General features: G+C 67.8%; 12 protein-coding genes. 4 read left to right on the forward strand and 8 right to left on the reverse strand.

What is annotated here, in order from left to right; genetic code table 11:
- Window positions 1-7 precede the first annotated feature (7 nt).
- From HLG70_RS20150 to HLG70_RS20185, 8 genes are all read right to left on the reverse strand, one after another.
- Window positions 8-1,177 (reverse strand): acyl-CoA dehydrogenase family protein, encoded by a 1,170-nt coding sequence (locus HLG70_RS20150; RefSeq protein ID WP_171667444.1) that lies wholly within the window; start codon window positions 1,175-1,177, stop codon window positions 8-10.
- The gene (locus HLG70_RS20155; protein ID WP_171667445.1) at window positions 1,177-1,980 is read right to left on the reverse strand and encodes an ABC transporter permease subunit; all 804 of its coding nucleotides are present in this window, start codon (window positions 1,978-1,980) and stop codon (window positions 1,177-1,179) included. Before HLG70_RS20155 ends, HLG70_RS20150 begins: the two co-directional genes overlap by 1 nt.
- The gene (gene ssuD / locus HLG70_RS20160) at window positions 1,980-3,152 is read right to left on the reverse strand and encodes an FMNH2-dependent alkanesulfonate monooxygenase (protein WP_171667446.1); all 1,173 of its coding nucleotides are present in this window, start codon (window positions 3,150-3,152) and stop codon (window positions 1,980-1,982) included. Before ssuD ends, HLG70_RS20155 begins: the two co-directional genes overlap by 1 nt.
- A gap of 14 nt (window positions 3,153-3,166) precedes the next feature.
- A complete protein-coding gene (gene ssuE, locus HLG70_RS20165) occupies window positions 3,167-3,760 on the reverse strand; it encodes an NADPH-dependent FMN reductase (RefSeq protein ID WP_171667447.1) in 594 nt (197 codons plus the stop codon).
- A 22-nt stretch (window positions 3,761-3,782) separates the two neighbouring features.
- Complete coding sequence (locus HLG70_RS20170; RefSeq protein WP_171667448.1) at window positions 3,783-4,583, reverse strand: MetQ/NlpA family ABC transporter substrate-binding protein; 801 nt, start codon at window positions 4,581-4,583, stop codon at window positions 3,783-3,785.
- Window positions 4,584-5,964: 1,381 nt separating this feature from the next.
- Window positions 5,965-7,335 (reverse strand): LLM class flavin-dependent oxidoreductase, encoded by a 1,371-nt coding sequence (locus tag HLG70_RS20175; protein ID WP_171666581.1) that lies wholly within the window; start codon window positions 7,333-7,335, stop codon window positions 5,965-5,967.
- Window positions 7,336-7,352: 17 nt separating this feature from the next.
- Window positions 7,353-8,570, reverse strand: coding sequence for an SfnB family sulfur acquisition oxidoreductase (locus HLG70_RS20180; protein WP_171666579.1), 1,218 nt, complete (start codon window positions 8,568-8,570; stop codon window positions 7,353-7,355).
- A 4-nt stretch (window positions 8,571-8,574) separates the two neighbouring features.
- Window positions 8,575-9,816, reverse strand: a complete 1,242-nt coding sequence (locus HLG70_RS20185) for an SfnB family sulfur acquisition oxidoreductase (protein WP_171666577.1) — start codon at window positions 9,814-9,816, stop codon at window positions 8,575-8,577.
- Between the two features lie 255 nt (window positions 9,817-10,071).
- On the opposite strand from HLG70_RS20185, the gene HLG70_RS20190 reads away from it, so the two are divergent.
- From HLG70_RS20190 to HLG70_RS20205, 4 genes are read left to right on the forward strand one after another with little or no spacing between them, the layout of a single operon-like run.
- Window positions 10,072-10,899, forward strand: coding sequence for a hypothetical protein (locus HLG70_RS20190; RefSeq protein WP_171666575.1), 828 nt, complete (start codon window positions 10,072-10,074; stop codon window positions 10,897-10,899).
- A gap of 54 nt (window positions 10,900-10,953) precedes the next feature.
- Window positions 10,954-12,636 (forward strand): ABC transporter substrate-binding protein, encoded by a 1,683-nt coding sequence (locus tag HLG70_RS20195; RefSeq protein ID WP_171666573.1) that lies wholly within the window; start codon window positions 10,954-10,956, stop codon window positions 12,634-12,636.
- Window positions 12,637-12,659: 23 nt separating this feature from the next.
- Window positions 12,660-13,637 carry an ABC transporter permease gene (locus HLG70_RS20200; protein WP_171666571.1) on the forward strand — a complete coding sequence of 326 codons (978 nt, stop codon included), beginning with the start codon at window positions 12,660-12,662 and terminating at the stop codon, window positions 13,635-13,637.
- Window positions 13,634-14,503 carry an ABC transporter permease gene (locus HLG70_RS20205; RefSeq protein ID WP_171666569.1) on the forward strand — a complete coding sequence of 290 codons (870 nt, stop codon included), beginning with the start codon at window positions 13,634-13,636 and terminating at the stop codon, window positions 14,501-14,503. Before HLG70_RS20200 ends, HLG70_RS20205 begins: the two co-directional genes overlap by 4 nt.
- Window positions 14,504-14,507 lie beyond the last annotated feature (4 nt).

A 14,507-nucleotide genomic window follows, 5' to 3' on the forward strand; every position in this document is an offset into this window, starting at 1 on the left:
CGGGCCATCAGGAATAGGCGGTGGGTTCGGGTATCTGGTCCAGGAGCGCATAGCGCCCCAGGTCGCGGATCTTGTAGGAGACCGGATCGTGCAAGGTATGGACGCGGGCGTTGCGCCAGAAACGGTCGTAGCCGTGGCGCGCCGCGGTGGAGCTGGCGCCGGTCACGTCGAACAGTTCCGATCCCACCGCCAGCGCGGCGCGGTGCGCCAGCACCTTGGCCTGCGCGCCGGCCACCGCCACCTCGCCGCGTTCGTCGGCGGTGACGGTGGGGCCGCGGGCAAGCGCGGCGTCCAGCTTCAGCCCGGCCTGGTCGGCCAAGGCCTGCGCCGCCTGCACGCGCAGCCAGAATTCGCCGAAGCGCTCCTGCACATAGGGATCGTCCGCGTGGCGCTGCACGCCGGACGCGAACCACGGCTTGGCGTCCTCGCGCACGTAGCGGCGCGCTTCCTGGAACGCGCCGCGGGCGATGCCCAGGTACAGATTGGTCATGATGAGCTGGGCCACCTGCGAACGCAGCGTGGACCGCGCGGAGGGCATCGCGCCCGGAGCCTGCAGCACCTGTATGGCTTCCAGCCGCACGTGGTCGAATCGCACCGTGCCGCTGTCCGTCTGGCGCTGGCCAAAGGAATCCCAGTCGGGATTCACCGTGATGCCTTCCGTTCGCGTGGGCAGCGCGGCGATCAGCGCCGTGCCCGACGGCTTGTGCCAGGCGGAGAACGTCAGCAGATCCGACCCGACCGAGCCCGAGCTGAAGCTCTTCACGCCGTCGATGCGGTATCCGTCCAGCTCGGCGCGGGCAATGACCCGGCGGTCCAGGGGATTCAACGCATTGCCCCAGAACAGCTGGCGTTCGACGGTGGGTTGCAGAAAGTACGCCTGCTGCTCGAGCGTCCCGTACAGCAGCACGCCCGCGACCTGGAGGTGGTGAAAGCCGAACACGTGCGCCAGGGCGCTGTCGACCTCGGCCAGTCTGCGCACCGCGGCAAGTACCGTCGACCAGCTTGCGCCCGCGCCGCCATAGGCGGTTGGCACCGACAGCCGCAGCAGGCCGCTGGCGCGTATCAGTTCGCGCTCGGCGGCCGCATGACCGCCCTGGCGGTCGCGATCGACAGCGGTGGCGGCGAGTTGCGACGCCAGGATTTCCAGCGCTTCCTGCGAGGATGGGATCTTGGCCATCAGTCTGTTCCTGGAAAGAGTTCGGGGCGGTGCGCCGGGCTCCAGCGCAGCAGGCGGCGTTCCAGCGCATGGACCAATGCGCCGGAGGCCACGCCAAGGAAGGCATACAGCACGATGCCCAGCAGCAGCACATCGGTGCGCAGCGTTTCACGGACCTGCGTCGCCAAGATCCCCAGGCCCGAAGGCGCCACGAAAAGCTCCAGCGCGATGAGCGTCAGCCACACCAGGCTCAGCCCTTGCCGCAAGCCCGTCAGGATCTCCGGCAACGCGCCGGGCAGGATCACGTGGAGGTACAGCGGCCATCCGCGCAGGCCGTGGGACCGGCCGGTCTCGACCAGCGCCGGATCCACCGCGCCGATGCCGCGAACGGTATGGAGGTAGACGGGAAAGAACGCGGCCAGCGACAGCAAGGCCAGACGGGCGGTCTCCCCCGCGCCGAACCACAGCGCGATCAGTGGCGCGAACGCCAGCACCGGAACCAGGCCCAGCGCCTGCAGGACGCCGTCGGCCTGCGTTCCGGCCCGGCGGGCCATTGCGCCCGCCACGCCGAGGATCAGCCCCGCCGCGCCGCCCAGCAACAGGCCCGACACCGCGCGCAGGATGCTGATACGCGCGTGCAGCCAGAGATCTCCCGACTGCGCCAGCGTTGCGGCGGCCGTGGCCACGGCCGAAGGCGCGGGCAGAATGCGCGAGGGCAGCCAACCCGCCTGGGCCGCCACTTGCCACAGCGCCAGCAGCAGCACGGGCGCAAGCCAGCGAGTGGTCCGCGCGGGCGGACGGCCGGGGTTGCGGGCGTCACTCATCAGCTTGCCGATTCCTTGGGCACCAGCTCGGTCGCCATGACTTCGCCAAACGGGCCGGTCAGCACCGTGCTGCCGGGCTTGCGCTCGCCCTTGCCCGGCAGCAGCGGAAACACCAGCTCGGCAAAGCGGTACGACTCTTCCAGGTGCGGATAGCCGGAGAAAATGAAGGTGTCGATGCCCAGGTCGGCATATTCCTGGATGCGGGCGGCCACGGTCTCCGGGTCGCCCACCAGCGCGGTGCCTGCGCCGCCGCGCACCAGGCCCACGCCGGCCCACAGGTTCGGCGAGATTTCCAGATGGGACCGCCCGCCTTTGCCGTCACCGAGTTTGCCGCCATGCAGCGCAGCCATGCGGCGCTGGCCTTCCGAATCCATCTTGGCGAACGCGGCCTGAGCGGCACGCACGGCGTCCTCGCTGAGATGGCTGATCAATTCATCGGCCGCGGCCCAGGCAGCCGCTTCGGTCTCGCGCACGATGACGTGCAGGCGGATGCCGAAGCGCACGCTGCGGCCATGGCGCGCAGCGCGTTCGCGCACGTCGGCGATCTTCCTGGCGACGGCGTCCGGCGGTTCGCCCCAGGTGAGGTACACGTCGAGCTGCTCGGCGGCCAGCTCATGGGCGGCCTCCGATGAGCCGCCGAAGTACAGGGGCGGATAGGGCTTCTGCACCGGCGGATAGATGACCTTGCCGCCTTTGGACACGAGCTGCTCGCCTTCAAAGCTGAAGCCCTCGGCCTGATGGCTGTTCTCCAGGATGCCGCGCCAGATCTTCAGATAATCCGCGGTGATGGCGTAGCGCTCATCATGGCTGACGAAGACGCCGTCGCCTTCGAGCTCGCCCGCATCGCCGCCGGTGACCACGTTGACCAGCAAGCGCCCTTCCGACAGGCGGTCGAAGGTGGCGGCCATGCGCGCCGAGACTTGCGGAGAGCTGACGCCGGGGCGGATCGCCACCAGGAATTTGAGCTGGCGCGTGGCGCCGATCAGGCTAGAGGCCACCACCCATGCGTCTTCGCAGGACCGGCCCGTGGGCAGCAGCACGCCGTCATAGCCCAGCGTGTCGGCGGCCACCGCGACCTGGCGGAAGTAGTCGTAGCTGGCGGCGCGCGCGCCCCGGCTGGTGCCGAGATAACGGGAATCGCCGTGGGTGGGAATGAACCAGAAAACATCCATCGGATAACTCCAGGTCAGACGCTGAAACCACCCGCTAGCGCGAGGCGGCCCAGGTCGTAGGCTTCGTTGACGGAGGCTCGGCGCGGCAGCACCTGTTCGGACAGGCGGTCGACGGAGTCTTCCAGCCGCAGGCGCACGTCGTCGTCGATGTCGGCCACGCCCAGCTCATCCACGCGCACCTGTTTGTCGGTGGCGTAGACGCCGGCCAGGATGTGGCGCGCGCCCAGCGCGGACAGGACGGGCTTCAGGCCATACTCCAGCGCCAGCAGATGCGCGGGACTGCCGCCGGTGGCGATGGGCAGGACCACTTTGCCGGCGAGCGCCTTTTCGTCCAGCAGGTCCAGCACCGCTTTCAGACCGCCCGAGAACGAGGCCTTGTAGACGGGTGTGGAGATCAGCACCGCGTCGGCCGCCGCCACCCGCGCGCGCAGCGCGGCGGCGGCGGCTCCGGTGTAGTGGCCTTCGATCAGTTCTTCGGCGGGGATGTCGCGCAGGCCCAATTCCGTGATCCCCAGTCCTCGGGACCGCAGGATCTGCGCGGCGTGGCGCAGCAGGGACGAGGAACGGGAACGCTGCGACGGACTGCCCGCCAAGGTAAGAATTCTCATGATGATGCGCCGGGGCCGTGCATTAGAAGGCGGGAACGAGCGAACCCTTGAATTCGCGCTCGATGTAGGCGCGCACTTCGGGCGACTGGTAGGCCGAAACCAGCTTCTTCACCCAGGGCTGGTCGCGGTCCTTGGTGCGCACGGCGATCAGGTTGGCGTATGGACCGTCGGCCGCCTCGCGCCCGATGGCGTCGCGCGCGGGCACCAGGCCGGCCTGTTCGGCGTAGTCGTTGTTGATGGAGGCGGCGGTCAGGTCATCCAGCGAGCGCGGCAGTTGCGCGGCGTCGAGCGCCACCAGCTTGAGTTTGCGCGGGTTGGACACTACGTCTAGCGGGGTCGCGTTGTTCTTCTGTTCCGCCTCGGGCTTGAGGGTGATGAGCTTGTAGGCTGCCAGCAGCCGCAATGCGCGGTTGCCGTTGGAGGGGTCGTTCTGGATGCCTACCGACGCGCCTTCGGGCAATTCATCCAGCGATTTGACCTTGCGGGAGTAGAAGCCCAGCGGGGCTGTGACGGTGAGCCCCACGGGCACGATGTCGAAGCCGCGGGCCTTGATCTGGTTGTCCAGGAAGGGTTTGTGCTGGAAGGCGTTGGCGTCGAGGTCGCCGGCGTTCAGGGCGGCGTTGGGGAGCTGGTAGTCGTTGAATTTGACGAGCTTGATCTGCAGTCCGTCGCGCGCGGCGACCTTCTGGACGATGTCGAAGATCTTCTCCGCGGTGCCGACGGATATGCCGACGGTGATCGAAGACTTGTCCTGCGCGTGAGCGCCGGCGGTGAATGCAAACGCGAGCGCGGCGGTGGAGAGTAAACGGCGAAGCGAGGACATGGGGTCGTTTCCGATGGGTGATTTTTTGGAGACGAGTTGATTCTGGCATTGCGGCTTCGGGTCTAAAAATACTTAGTCGATATGAGGTTATGTGGGGGGATGGGATGGGTTCTTTTGGAAATATGTGGGGTGTTGCTTTTGGGCGGGGTGTGGTGAGGATGTTGGTTCTTAAGACGCCCGGCGTGACGGGGGCCTGGGGTGTGCGGGGCTGCGATTGCGGCCCGGAGCCTTCGCTCCGGGCTTCCCCTTCGTCATCTTCGTCAGCGCCTTTGGCGCTTCCTTCAGATTCCCTCGGGCTTATCGACGCCCCGCACACCCCAGGCCCCCGCCACGCCGGGCTCTGGTGGTTGAAACTTCACGGACGCTGGGGCGGGTGGGGTTCTTGAGGTTCTCGCCAGCGGTGGGGGGTGGAGGAGGATCTTGCGGGGCCCGCCCCCGGCCGGCCGCGCGGGCGGCCTTGGGGGGCTTACGCGGTGTCTTGCGTCGTAGCGATGACGCTTCGCGTGTGGGTAATGGTGTTGGTGTGCTTTGCTGCTTTAGTTTGGGCCATGAAAGATCTTGCGTCGCTCGCCCCTGGTCGGCCTCGGGGGCTTTGGCGGTGTCTTGCGATTGAGGATGCCGCTGCGCGAATGCGGGAGATTTCGTTCGCGGGGCCCGCCTCAAAACGGCCGCCCGGGCGGCCTTTTGAGGCTTACGCGGTGTCTTGCGATCCATGATGCCGCTGCGCGCTACTGACACATAATTCCGCCGTGCCGCTGCGTGCCGTTTACGGCCAGATATCCGCAATTGGCGGTGAACGACGATCACGCCAGTAATGCCAGGCCCGGACTTTTCCGCCCGCCATTAATCGCCATTTCAACTCCACTGCCCGATGGGCGGCGCGCGCACAAGTCTGCATGCGCAAGCCGCTCGCCATCGCGCGCCGCCCATCACCGCCCCTCCCCCCCACGGCGAGCACCATTAGCAAACGTCTCCCCGCATTCGCGTAAGCGAACACCGAATCGACGACCCAACGCCCATATGCCAAATGCAGCCGCCCGCGCGGCTGCATTTGGCGACCTCGCAGATTCCCTGCCCCGACCACAGCTCTAGCAGCGCATCAAACCCAGACGCTCGTAGCCCGGCGGCGCGGGCGGGGGGGCTGCGAGCAACCTCCATGCGCCCGAGGGAATCTGAAGGGAAGGCCGAAGGCCTGGACGAAGATGACGAAGGGGCAGTCCGGAGCGAACGCTCCGGACCGCAATGGCGGGCGCTCGCAGCCCCCCCGCCCGCGACGCCGGGCGACCTACGAAGATCGATCGATCGAACGAATGAACGAACGAACCGCCCTACGAAAACCTGACGAACGAAGCCACCTACGAAGAAGAAGAAACGCCCCGCCCTACGCCAGCACTCCCCGCCCCCGTGCCCCCGCATGCTCTTCTGGCAGTCTCCCCCTCCCCGCCCCAAACAACTTCTCCCGCAACGACCCCTCCGCATACGCCGTCTTGTAAGACCCCCGGCTTTGCAATTCCGGAATCACCAGATCGATAAAGTCCCCGTAGCACTCCGGCGTCACCGTTCGCGCAAGATTGAAGCCGTCGATGTCCGTCTCGGCCACCCACGCCTCCAGCTCATCCGCGATCTGCGCCGCGCTTCCGACCAGCGCGGGATAGCGGCCGCCCAGGGCCATGTCCGCCAGCAGGTCGCGCACCGTTCGGTCCGTGCGCGCGACGGTCAGGCTTTTCACCGCCGACTCGATCGCGTTGTTCTTCACATACCGGATCGGCTCGTCCGCCGCATAGCGCGAAAAATCGATGCCTGTCGAGCTGGCGTAGTGCGCCAGGCCTGCCTCGGGGTTTGCGTAGCGCAGATACTCCGCGTGCTTCTCGCGGGCCTCGGCTTCCGTTCTTCCAGCCACCGCCGTGACGCCCATGAAGAACTTGATGTCGCGCGGGTCGCGGCCTTCGCGGGCGACGGATTCGCGCACGCCTGCCACCAGCTTCTTCAGGCCTTCCTTGGTCTGGCTGGACACGAACACACATTCGGCGTGACGCGCGGCGAATGCCTGGCCGCGGCCGGAGGATCCCGCCTGGTAGAGCACGGGCGTGCGCTGGCGCGAGGGTTCGGACAGGTGATAGCCCTGGACCCGGTAGTACTTGCCGGCATGGTCCACCCGCCGCACCGCTTCGGGGTCCGCGTAGATGCGGCCGCGCTTGTCGGCGCGGACGGCGTCGTCGTCCCAGCTGCCTTCCCACAGCTTGTAGGCCACTTCCAGGAACTCGTCGGCGCGGTCGTAGCGTTCATCGTGCGCGATCTGCTCGGACAGACCCATGGCGCGCGCGGCGCTTTCCAGGTAGCCGGTGACGATGTTCCAGCCGATGCGGCCGTTGGTCAGATGGTCCAGGGTGGAGAAGCGGCGCGCCAGCAGGTAGGGGGCTTCGTAGGTCAGGTTCACCGTGACGCCGAAGCCCAGGTGGCGCGTCGCGGCGGCCATGGCGGATACGGTGAGCAGCGGGTCGTTCACCGGAAGCTGGATGGATTCGCGCAGGGTAAGGTCCGCCGAGTCCTGGTAGACGTCGTACACGCCCACGATATCCGCCAGGAACAGGCCGTCGAACAGGCCGCGCTCAAGCAAGCGCGCCAGGTCCGTCCAGTAGTCCAGCGTCTTGTATTGCACGGAGGTGTCGCGCGGATGGGTCCACAGGCCGTGGTTGATATGTCCGACGCAGTTCATGTTGAACGCGTTCAGTAGGATTTGCTTCTTCGCCATGCCGGACCTCGACGGGTTCAGGTGGTGCCCACGCGTGCGGGCAGGACATCGTTCAGGTAGTAGTTGCCGACGGCGTGCAGCTTCCAGCGCACGGGATCGTGCAGGGTATGGGTGCGCGCGTTGCGCCAGTGCCGGTCCAGGTTCAGGTGGTCCAGCGTGGATTGGGTGCCGGCCAGCTCGAACAGCTTGGTGCCGGCGGCCAGCGATGCTTCGGTGGTGAGCGCGCGGGCCTGCGCCACCGCGATGGCGGCGGCCGCGACCCGTTCCGGCGAGGGTTCGGCGGTGGCGGTGTCCAGGATTCTGCCGGCGCGCGCGACCAGGGCGCGGGCCGCTTCCAGCCTGACGGACAGCCGGCCAAACTCGCTGATCGTCAAGGGATCGTCGCGGGCCCGCTCAACGCCGGCATCGATCCACGGACGCGAGCGTTCCCGCACGAAGTCCACGGCATCGGCCAGCGCCGCCTGGCCGATGCCCAGGTCGATGGCCGCATGGATGATCTGCGCCAGCGGTTTGATCGTGTTGGCGGGCGCGGACGGATCCGCGAGCAGCAGCACGTCTTCCTGCGGCACCGCGACGTCCTTGAACACGACGGTGCCGCTGCCGGTCACGCGCTGCCCGAAGCCCGACCAGTCGTCGATGATCTCGACGCCCGGGCTGTCGCGGCGCACGAACGCCAGCCGCTGGATGCCGGCATCGTCCACGGTGGCCGTGGGAATCCATTGGGCGTAGAGCGCGCCCGTGCAATAGAACTTGCTGCCGTTGATGCGCCACCCGCCCTGTGCATCGGCGGTCAGGCGCGTGCGGCGCTCGGCCGCGGTCCGGGTGCCGATTTCGGCCAGCGCGTTGCCGAATCGCTCGCCCGCCAGCGCGCGGGCGTAGAAGCGTCTTTGCTGGTCGGCGTTGCCGTTGACGCGCAGCACTTCCAGCGCGTAATAGTGATTCTGCGGGATCTGGCCCAGCGAACCGTCGGCGCGCGAGATGATGGCCGTGACTTCGGCCAGGGTCACGCGGGACACGCCCGCGCCGCCATGCTCGCGCGGCACCGTGATGCCCCACAGGCCCGACTGCGAGTAGCGCTCAAGCTCCGGCAGCGGCAGGCGCCGTTCGCGATCGCGCTGCGACGATTCACGGGCGAAGTCGGCGGCCAGCGCATGGGCCGTTTCCAGCGCCTGCGCGTCGGACTCGATGAGGGCCGCGCGGCGAGGCGTCAGCGAGGATACGTTTTCGTGGGGCATGGCTTCAGATCCAGGAATGGCGATTGGGACGCTGTCCGTTCAGCACATGGTTGCCGATCGCGTGATACTTCCAACGCACGGGGTCGTGCAAGGTATGCGTGCGGGCGTTGCGCCAATGGCGGTCCAGGTTGAACTCGGCCAGCGAGGACCGCGCGCCGGAAAGTTCAAAGAGCTTCTCGCTGGCGGTCAGCGCGATCTCGGTCGTCAAGGCCTTGGCGCGCGCCACCGCGATTGAAGCCGCGGCCACATCATCGGCGTCCAGCGCGCGTGTCGCGGCCTGGTCCAGATGCTGCGCCGCCTCGGCCAGCACGGCCTCGGCGGCATGCAGATCGGTGTACAGCCGGCCCACGTCGGCGATCACGTAGGGATCTTGCGTGGCACGCTCCACGCCCGCCTCCACCCAGGGCCGCGAGCGCTCGCGCAGGAACGTCACCGCGTCCCGCAAGGCGCCGTCGGCGATGCCGGCGTCGATGGCGGCCTGCATCAATTGGGCATACGGGCCCACCAGCACCGGAGTTTCCTGGACGGTCCACGCGGGCAGGACGCTGTCCGCTTCCACGCGCACGTTGTCCAGCAGCACGGTGCCGCTGGCGGTGGTGCGCTGCCCGAAGCTGGACCAATCGTCCACCACCGTCAGGCCCGGTGCGCCGCGCTCCAGAATGACGGTCACCAGGCGGCCTTCGGCGTCCAGCACCTTGGTGGGAATCCAGTGCGCGAAGAGCGCGCCGGTGGAATAGAACTTGCGCCCGCTCAGGCGAAACCCGTCGCCATCGGGCGTCAGGCGCGCCTGGATGTCACGGGTGTGGCGCGTGTGGCGCTCCGGCCCCGCGTTGCCCAGCCGGCGGCCAGCCAGCACGCCTTCGTAGTACCGGCGCTTCTGCGCGGGCGTCCCGGTCAGCCGCAGCAGATTGAGCGACCCGAAGTGATTCTGCGGAATCTGGCCCAACGACGGGTCCGCCGCGCTGATGATGCGAAAGACCTCGGCCAGTGTCACATGAGAGACCTCGGGGCCGCCGAATTCGCGTGGCACGGTAATGCCGCCCAGACCGCTGGCCGAGTAGCGTTCGATCTCGCGCCACGGCAGTCCGCGTTCGATATCGCGCCGGGCCGCGCCCTGCGAGAAGTCGGCGGCCAGCGCATGCGCGGCCTCGATGGCCTGGGCATCATCCCGGATGCGGGCCGCCGGCACGACTCTTGGCGCCTCGTCGCCTGCGTGCGTGGAATCGGTGCTTGAAGCTTGCGGCATGGGGCGCCCCGGCGTTGAGGAAAACATGCAGCCTACGGCCGCGCCAGTCCGCAAGGAAGAACTGATTTCGCATTGGGATATTTGAAATCGGTATATGCGAAAGCCGCCCGGGCGCCCCTCTGTTAGCGGCCTGATGCGTGCATAACGAAATCACCAAAGAATGTTTGTTGCGCGCCTTCCCGCTTGCTTAGAGTCGAGACTTTCCGCTCATGGCGGCCGCGTAAGCGCGGCACTGCCAGCAACTTTCCCGCCGCCATGTCTGAACTGGATCTGCCCCTTTCCCTGCGTTACGACGGCGCGCTTGAAGCGCAGCTGTTCGACGATGTCCGCGTTGCCGTTGCCCCGAACATTCCCGCGGCGCGCATCGACGCGCCGCGGGATCTCGCGGACACGATTGAACGCCAGGCCGCTGGCCGCTACGCCGTCTGGAACACGGTCCACGACCTGTTCATCGCGCAGGTGGCGGCGCAAGCCATCGCCGGCCTGTTCAAGGACGACACCGAATTCCAGTTCGCCCTGGCGCGCCAGCTGGGCGACGACGCAGCGCATGCGGAGTTCTCGCGCGGCCGCGCATCGATTCTGCTGGGCGCCGATCCGCTGGCGCAGGTTGAGGAGGGCGTGCGCGACGCCTGGGACTTGATAGGCGGCTTTGCACTGCGCAACTGGCAGAACTTCCTGGCCTGGCAGTTCCACTACGAGCACTACATCCTGGCGCGCCTGTTCGTGAACCGGCGCACGGCGCGCGTGCTGGACTTTGGCCATCGCGAGTTCGGCGAGAACCGCATCCTGCCCGACGAGGAAACGCACCGCATCCGCATCACGCAATGGTGGCTGGCAAAGCTGGAACGCGCGGCCCCCGCCGAACGCGAGGACTGGGTGCAAGGCCTGATCCAGGCCGACGAAGACGCCCAGCGCATCCTGGGCCCCTACCTGCGCGACTCCTGGCTGCTGAACCAACGCGCCACGGGCCTGGACACCCGCAACCATGTGGTGCTGTACGACGCGTGGCGCCGCGAGCTGCTGGCCACCCTGCTGCGCCGCGACCCCGCCGATCTCCCCGCCCTGACCAGTCTGGCCGCCTGAAGCAGCCCGGCCCCTCATTCCCACGACCGCCCTCCCCGACAGAAGGAAACCTTCATGACGCAGTCTCTTCCCCCCGCCGCGGACGAACAGGACTTCCCCGCCAGTCCGCTGCGCCGCTGGCTCATGAGCGCGGGTGCGCTGATGGGCGCGGGCGCGCTCTTTCCCAATGTGATCTTCGCGCCGGCGCACGCCGACACGCAAAGCCTGCCCAACACCGTGGACGGCGCGGCGCGCGGCGGCGTGCTGAACGCGGTGGTCCACCCCGAGCCGCCCACGCTGGCGTTCTATCTGAACTCCTCGACTCCCACTGGCGCCGTGGTCAGCAAGATCTTCGACGGCCTGGTGGAATACGGCCCCGACCTGAAGCCGCGCCCGGTCCTGGCGGAAAGCTGGGCCGTGTCGGACGACGGCAAGACCATCACGTTCAAGCTGCGCCAGGGCGTGCTGTGGCACGACGGCAAGCCGTTCACGGCCGCCGACGTCAAATGGTCCGCCGAGGAGGTCTGGCTCAAGCATGCGCCCAGCGCGCGCCGCGTGTTCCAGTACCTGCAGAAGGTCGAAACCCCGGACGACCACACCGTGGTGCTGCATCTGTCCCAGCCCACGCCCGTCGCGCTCAACGCCATCGACTCGCTGGGCGCGCCCATCCTGCCGCGCCATCTGTTCGAAGGCACGGACATCCAGAACAATCCCTATAACAACAAGCCCATCGGCACGGGGCCCTTTGTGTTCAAGGAATGGAACCGGGGCAACTACATCGTGCTGGAGAAGAACGAGAAATACTGGCAGCCCGGGCGCCCGTACCTGGACCGCATCGTCTGGAAGATCATCCCCGACGTGTCCGGCCGCGCCACTGCGCTGGAGACCGGCGGCGTCGCCTACGGCGAACGCAACCCCGTGGCGTTCACGGACGCCACCCGCCTGTCCAAGCTGCCCAAGCTGTCCGTCGACACCTCGGGCTACAACGGCTTTGCCGCCTGGCTGTGGCTGGAAGCCAACCTGCGCGATCCGATCCTGTCGAAGCTCAAGGTACGCCAGGCCATCGCCCACGCGGTCAACAAGCAGGTGCTGGTGAAGACCGTGTGGAACGGCTACGCCGAACCGTTCGTCAGCCCCGTGCCTTCGCTGGTCAAGCCCTATCACAACCCCAACGTGCAGCAGTATCCCTACGATCCGGCGCTGGCCGAGAAGCTGCTGGACGAGGCCGGCTTTCCGCGCAAGGCGGACGGCTGGCGCTTCGCGCTGACGCACGACTACATTCCGTTCGGCGACGACTACCGCCGGACCGGCGAGTTCGTGCGCCAGGCACTGCGCAAGATCGGCATCGACGTCACGCTGCGCGGGCTGGACCTGGCGACCTGGACCCGCAACGTCTTCACCGACTACAACTTCCAGCTCATCAGCTCCTGGGGCACTGTGCTGATCGACCCGCAGCTGGGCGTGGAAACGCGCTACTGGAGCAAGGCGGAAGCCAAGGGCACGCCCTGGTACAACGCGTCGGGCTACAGCAACCCCGACATGGACCGCGCCATCGAAGCCGCGCAGGTCGAAACCGATCCGAAGAAGCGCATCGAGCAGTACAACGAGGTGCAGCGGCTGGCGCAGCGCGATCTCCCGCTGATCGGCCTGTTCGAGTTCCGCTGGTTCGGCGTCTGGGACAAGCAGGTTCGCAACGTGACGGACGCCTCGTCCCACTCGCGCAACAACTTCGCCAACGTCTGGCTGGGCAAGGCCTGACCGGCCGCAAGGGAACCATCACCATGTCCCTGCGCCTGCCCCGCCCCTTGCGCTATCTGCTGCAGGTCCTGTTCGTGGTGGGCGTGACCGCCATCGCCAACTTCTTCCTGCTCAAGCTGGTGCCCGGCGACCTGGTGGATGTGATCGCCTCCGAGAACAGCGGCATCACGCCCGAGCACGTGGCACAGCTGCGCCAGGCCTATGGCCTGGACCAGAGCGTGCTCGCGCAACTGGGCTATTACCTGAAGAGCCTGCTGTCCCTGGACCTGGGTTATTCGTTCCGCTATGGCGAGCCGGTGGCCGACCTGATCCTGGGCCGGCTGCCCGCCACGCTCGCGCTGATCGGCGCCGGGCTGGCGCTGTCGGTAGCGCTGGGGGTGCTTCTGGGCGTGCTGGCCGCGCGAAGGCCGCAAGGCCTCCTGGACACCCTGCTGTCGGCGCTGGCCACGGCGGGCTATTCCGCCCCCATGTTCTGGACGGCGCTGATGCTGATCGTGGGCTTCGGCGTGCATCTGAACTGGCTGCCCGTGGGCGGCATCCGCGACGTGGGCGCGGCCCACCAGGGCTGGGCCCTGTGGCTGGACTACGCGCGTCACCTGGCGCTGCCGGTAACCACCGTCGCGATCTACTACGTCGCCATCTATGCCCGGCTGTCGCGCGCGTCGATGATCGAAACCCTGCAGGAAGACTACATCCGCACAGCGCGCGCCCGCGGCAATGGCGAAGCGCGCGTGATCTGGCGCCATGCGCTGAAGAACGCCATCCTGCCCGTCATCACCATGCTGGGCCTGCAAAGCAGCGCGCTGCTGGGCGGCAGCATCGTGGTGGAAACCGTGTTCGCCTGGCCGGGATTGGGGCAGTTGTCGTTCGAGGCCATCGCCAGCCGCGACGTCAACCTGCTCCTGGGCATCCTGCTGATGAGCGCGGCGCTGGTGGCGCTGATGAACATCGCCGTGGATGCCTGCTACGGCCTGCTCGACCCCCGTGTGAGAAAGACATGAAGAGACTGCCGCTTGCCGCGCTGCGCCTGCTGCGCGCGCCCTCCGCCGCCGTGGGCGCGGCCATCCTGCTGGTCGTGCTGGCCGCCGCGGCCAGCGCCCCGTGGCTATTCCCGGACGATCCCCTGGAAATGGTGGGCGCGCCCTTCACCTGGCCGGGCGAGGACGCCGCGTTCCCGGCGGGCACCGACCTGATGGGCCGCGATATCCTGGCGGGGCTGTTCCATGGCGCCCGGGTTTCCCTGCTGGTGGGCGGCGCGTCCGCCGCGATCGCACTCGGCATCGGGCTGCTGGTCGGCGCCATAGCCGGCTATGCCGGGCCGCGCACGGACGCCGTGCTGATGCGCATCACCGAGCTCTTCCAGACAGTGCCGTCGTTCCTGCTGGCCATCGTGCTGGTGGCGATACTGGGGCCGTCGCTGTCGACCATCATCTTCGCGCTGGGCATTACCTCTTGGACGGGCATCGCGCGCCTGACGCGGGGCGAGTTCATTTCCCTGCGCGAGCGCGAATTCGTGCGCGCCGCGCAGACGCTGGGCGCGGGACATGCCCGCATCATCTTCCGCGAAATCCTGCCCAACGCCCTGCCGCCCATCATCGTGACCACCGCCGTGCTGGTGGCCCACGCCATCCTGTCCGAAGCCGGGCTGTCGTTCCTGGGCCTGGGCGACCCCAACGTGGTCAGCTGGGGCAGCATGGTCGGGGCCGGCCGCGAGGCGCTGCGCACCGCCTGGTACATGACCGCGCTGCCTGGCCTCACCATCATGGCAACCGTGCTGGCCATGAACCTGCTGAGCGACGCGGTCAACGACGCGCTCAATCCCAAGCTGCGCCGGCGCCGCGTGGCGGCCTCGCCCGCCGCGACCTAGGGCG

This window comes from Achromobacter deleyi (assembly GCF_013116765.2).
Taxonomy (GTDB): Bacteria; Pseudomonadota; Gammaproteobacteria; order Burkholderiales; family Burkholderiaceae_B; genus Achromobacter; species Achromobacter deleyi_A.

Excerpts from the sequence above, each read along its gene's own strand:
- HLG70_RS20150 (WP_171667444.1), bottom strand. The coding sequence starts at position 1,177 with ATGGCCAAGATCCCATCCTCGCAGGAAGCGCTGGAAATCCTGGCGTCG.
- HLG70_RS20155 (WP_171667445.1), bottom strand. The coding sequence starts at position 1,980 with ATGAGTGACGCCCGCAACCCCGGCCGTCCGCCCGCGCGGACCACTCGC.
- ssuD (WP_171667446.1), bottom strand. The coding sequence starts at position 3,152 with ATGGATGTTTTCTGGTTCATTCCCACCCACGGCGATTCCCGTTATCTC.
- ssuE (WP_171667447.1), bottom strand. The coding sequence starts at position 3,760 with ATGAGAATTCTTACCTTGGCGGGCAGTCCGTCGCAGCGTTCCCGTTCC.
- HLG70_RS20170 (WP_171667448.1), bottom strand. The coding sequence starts at position 4,583 with ATGTCCTCGCTTCGCCGTTTACTCTCCACCGCCGCGCTCGCGTTTGCA.
- HLG70_RS20175 (WP_171666581.1), bottom strand. The coding sequence starts at position 7,335 with ATGGCGAAGAAGCAAATCCTACTGAACGCGTTCAACATGAACTGCGTC.
- HLG70_RS20180 (WP_171666579.1), bottom strand. The coding sequence starts at position 8,570 with ATGCCCCACGAAAACGTATCCTCGCTGACGCCTCGCCGCGCGGCCCTC.
- HLG70_RS20185 (WP_171666577.1), bottom strand. The coding sequence starts at position 9,816 with ATGCCGCAAGCTTCAAGCACCGATTCCACGCACGCAGGCGACGAGGCG.
- HLG70_RS20190 (WP_171666575.1), top strand. The coding sequence starts at position 10,072 with ATGTCTGAACTGGATCTGCCCCTTTCCCTGCGTTACGACGGCGCGCTT.
- HLG70_RS20195 (WP_171666573.1), top strand. The coding sequence starts at position 10,954 with ATGACGCAGTCTCTTCCCCCCGCCGCGGACGAACAGGACTTCCCCGCC.
- HLG70_RS20200 (WP_171666571.1), top strand. The coding sequence starts at position 12,660 with ATGTCCCTGCGCCTGCCCCGCCCCTTGCGCTATCTGCTGCAGGTCCTG.
- HLG70_RS20205 (WP_171666569.1), top strand. The coding sequence starts at position 13,634 with ATGAAGAGACTGCCGCTTGCCGCGCTGCGCCTGCTGCGCGCGCCCTCC.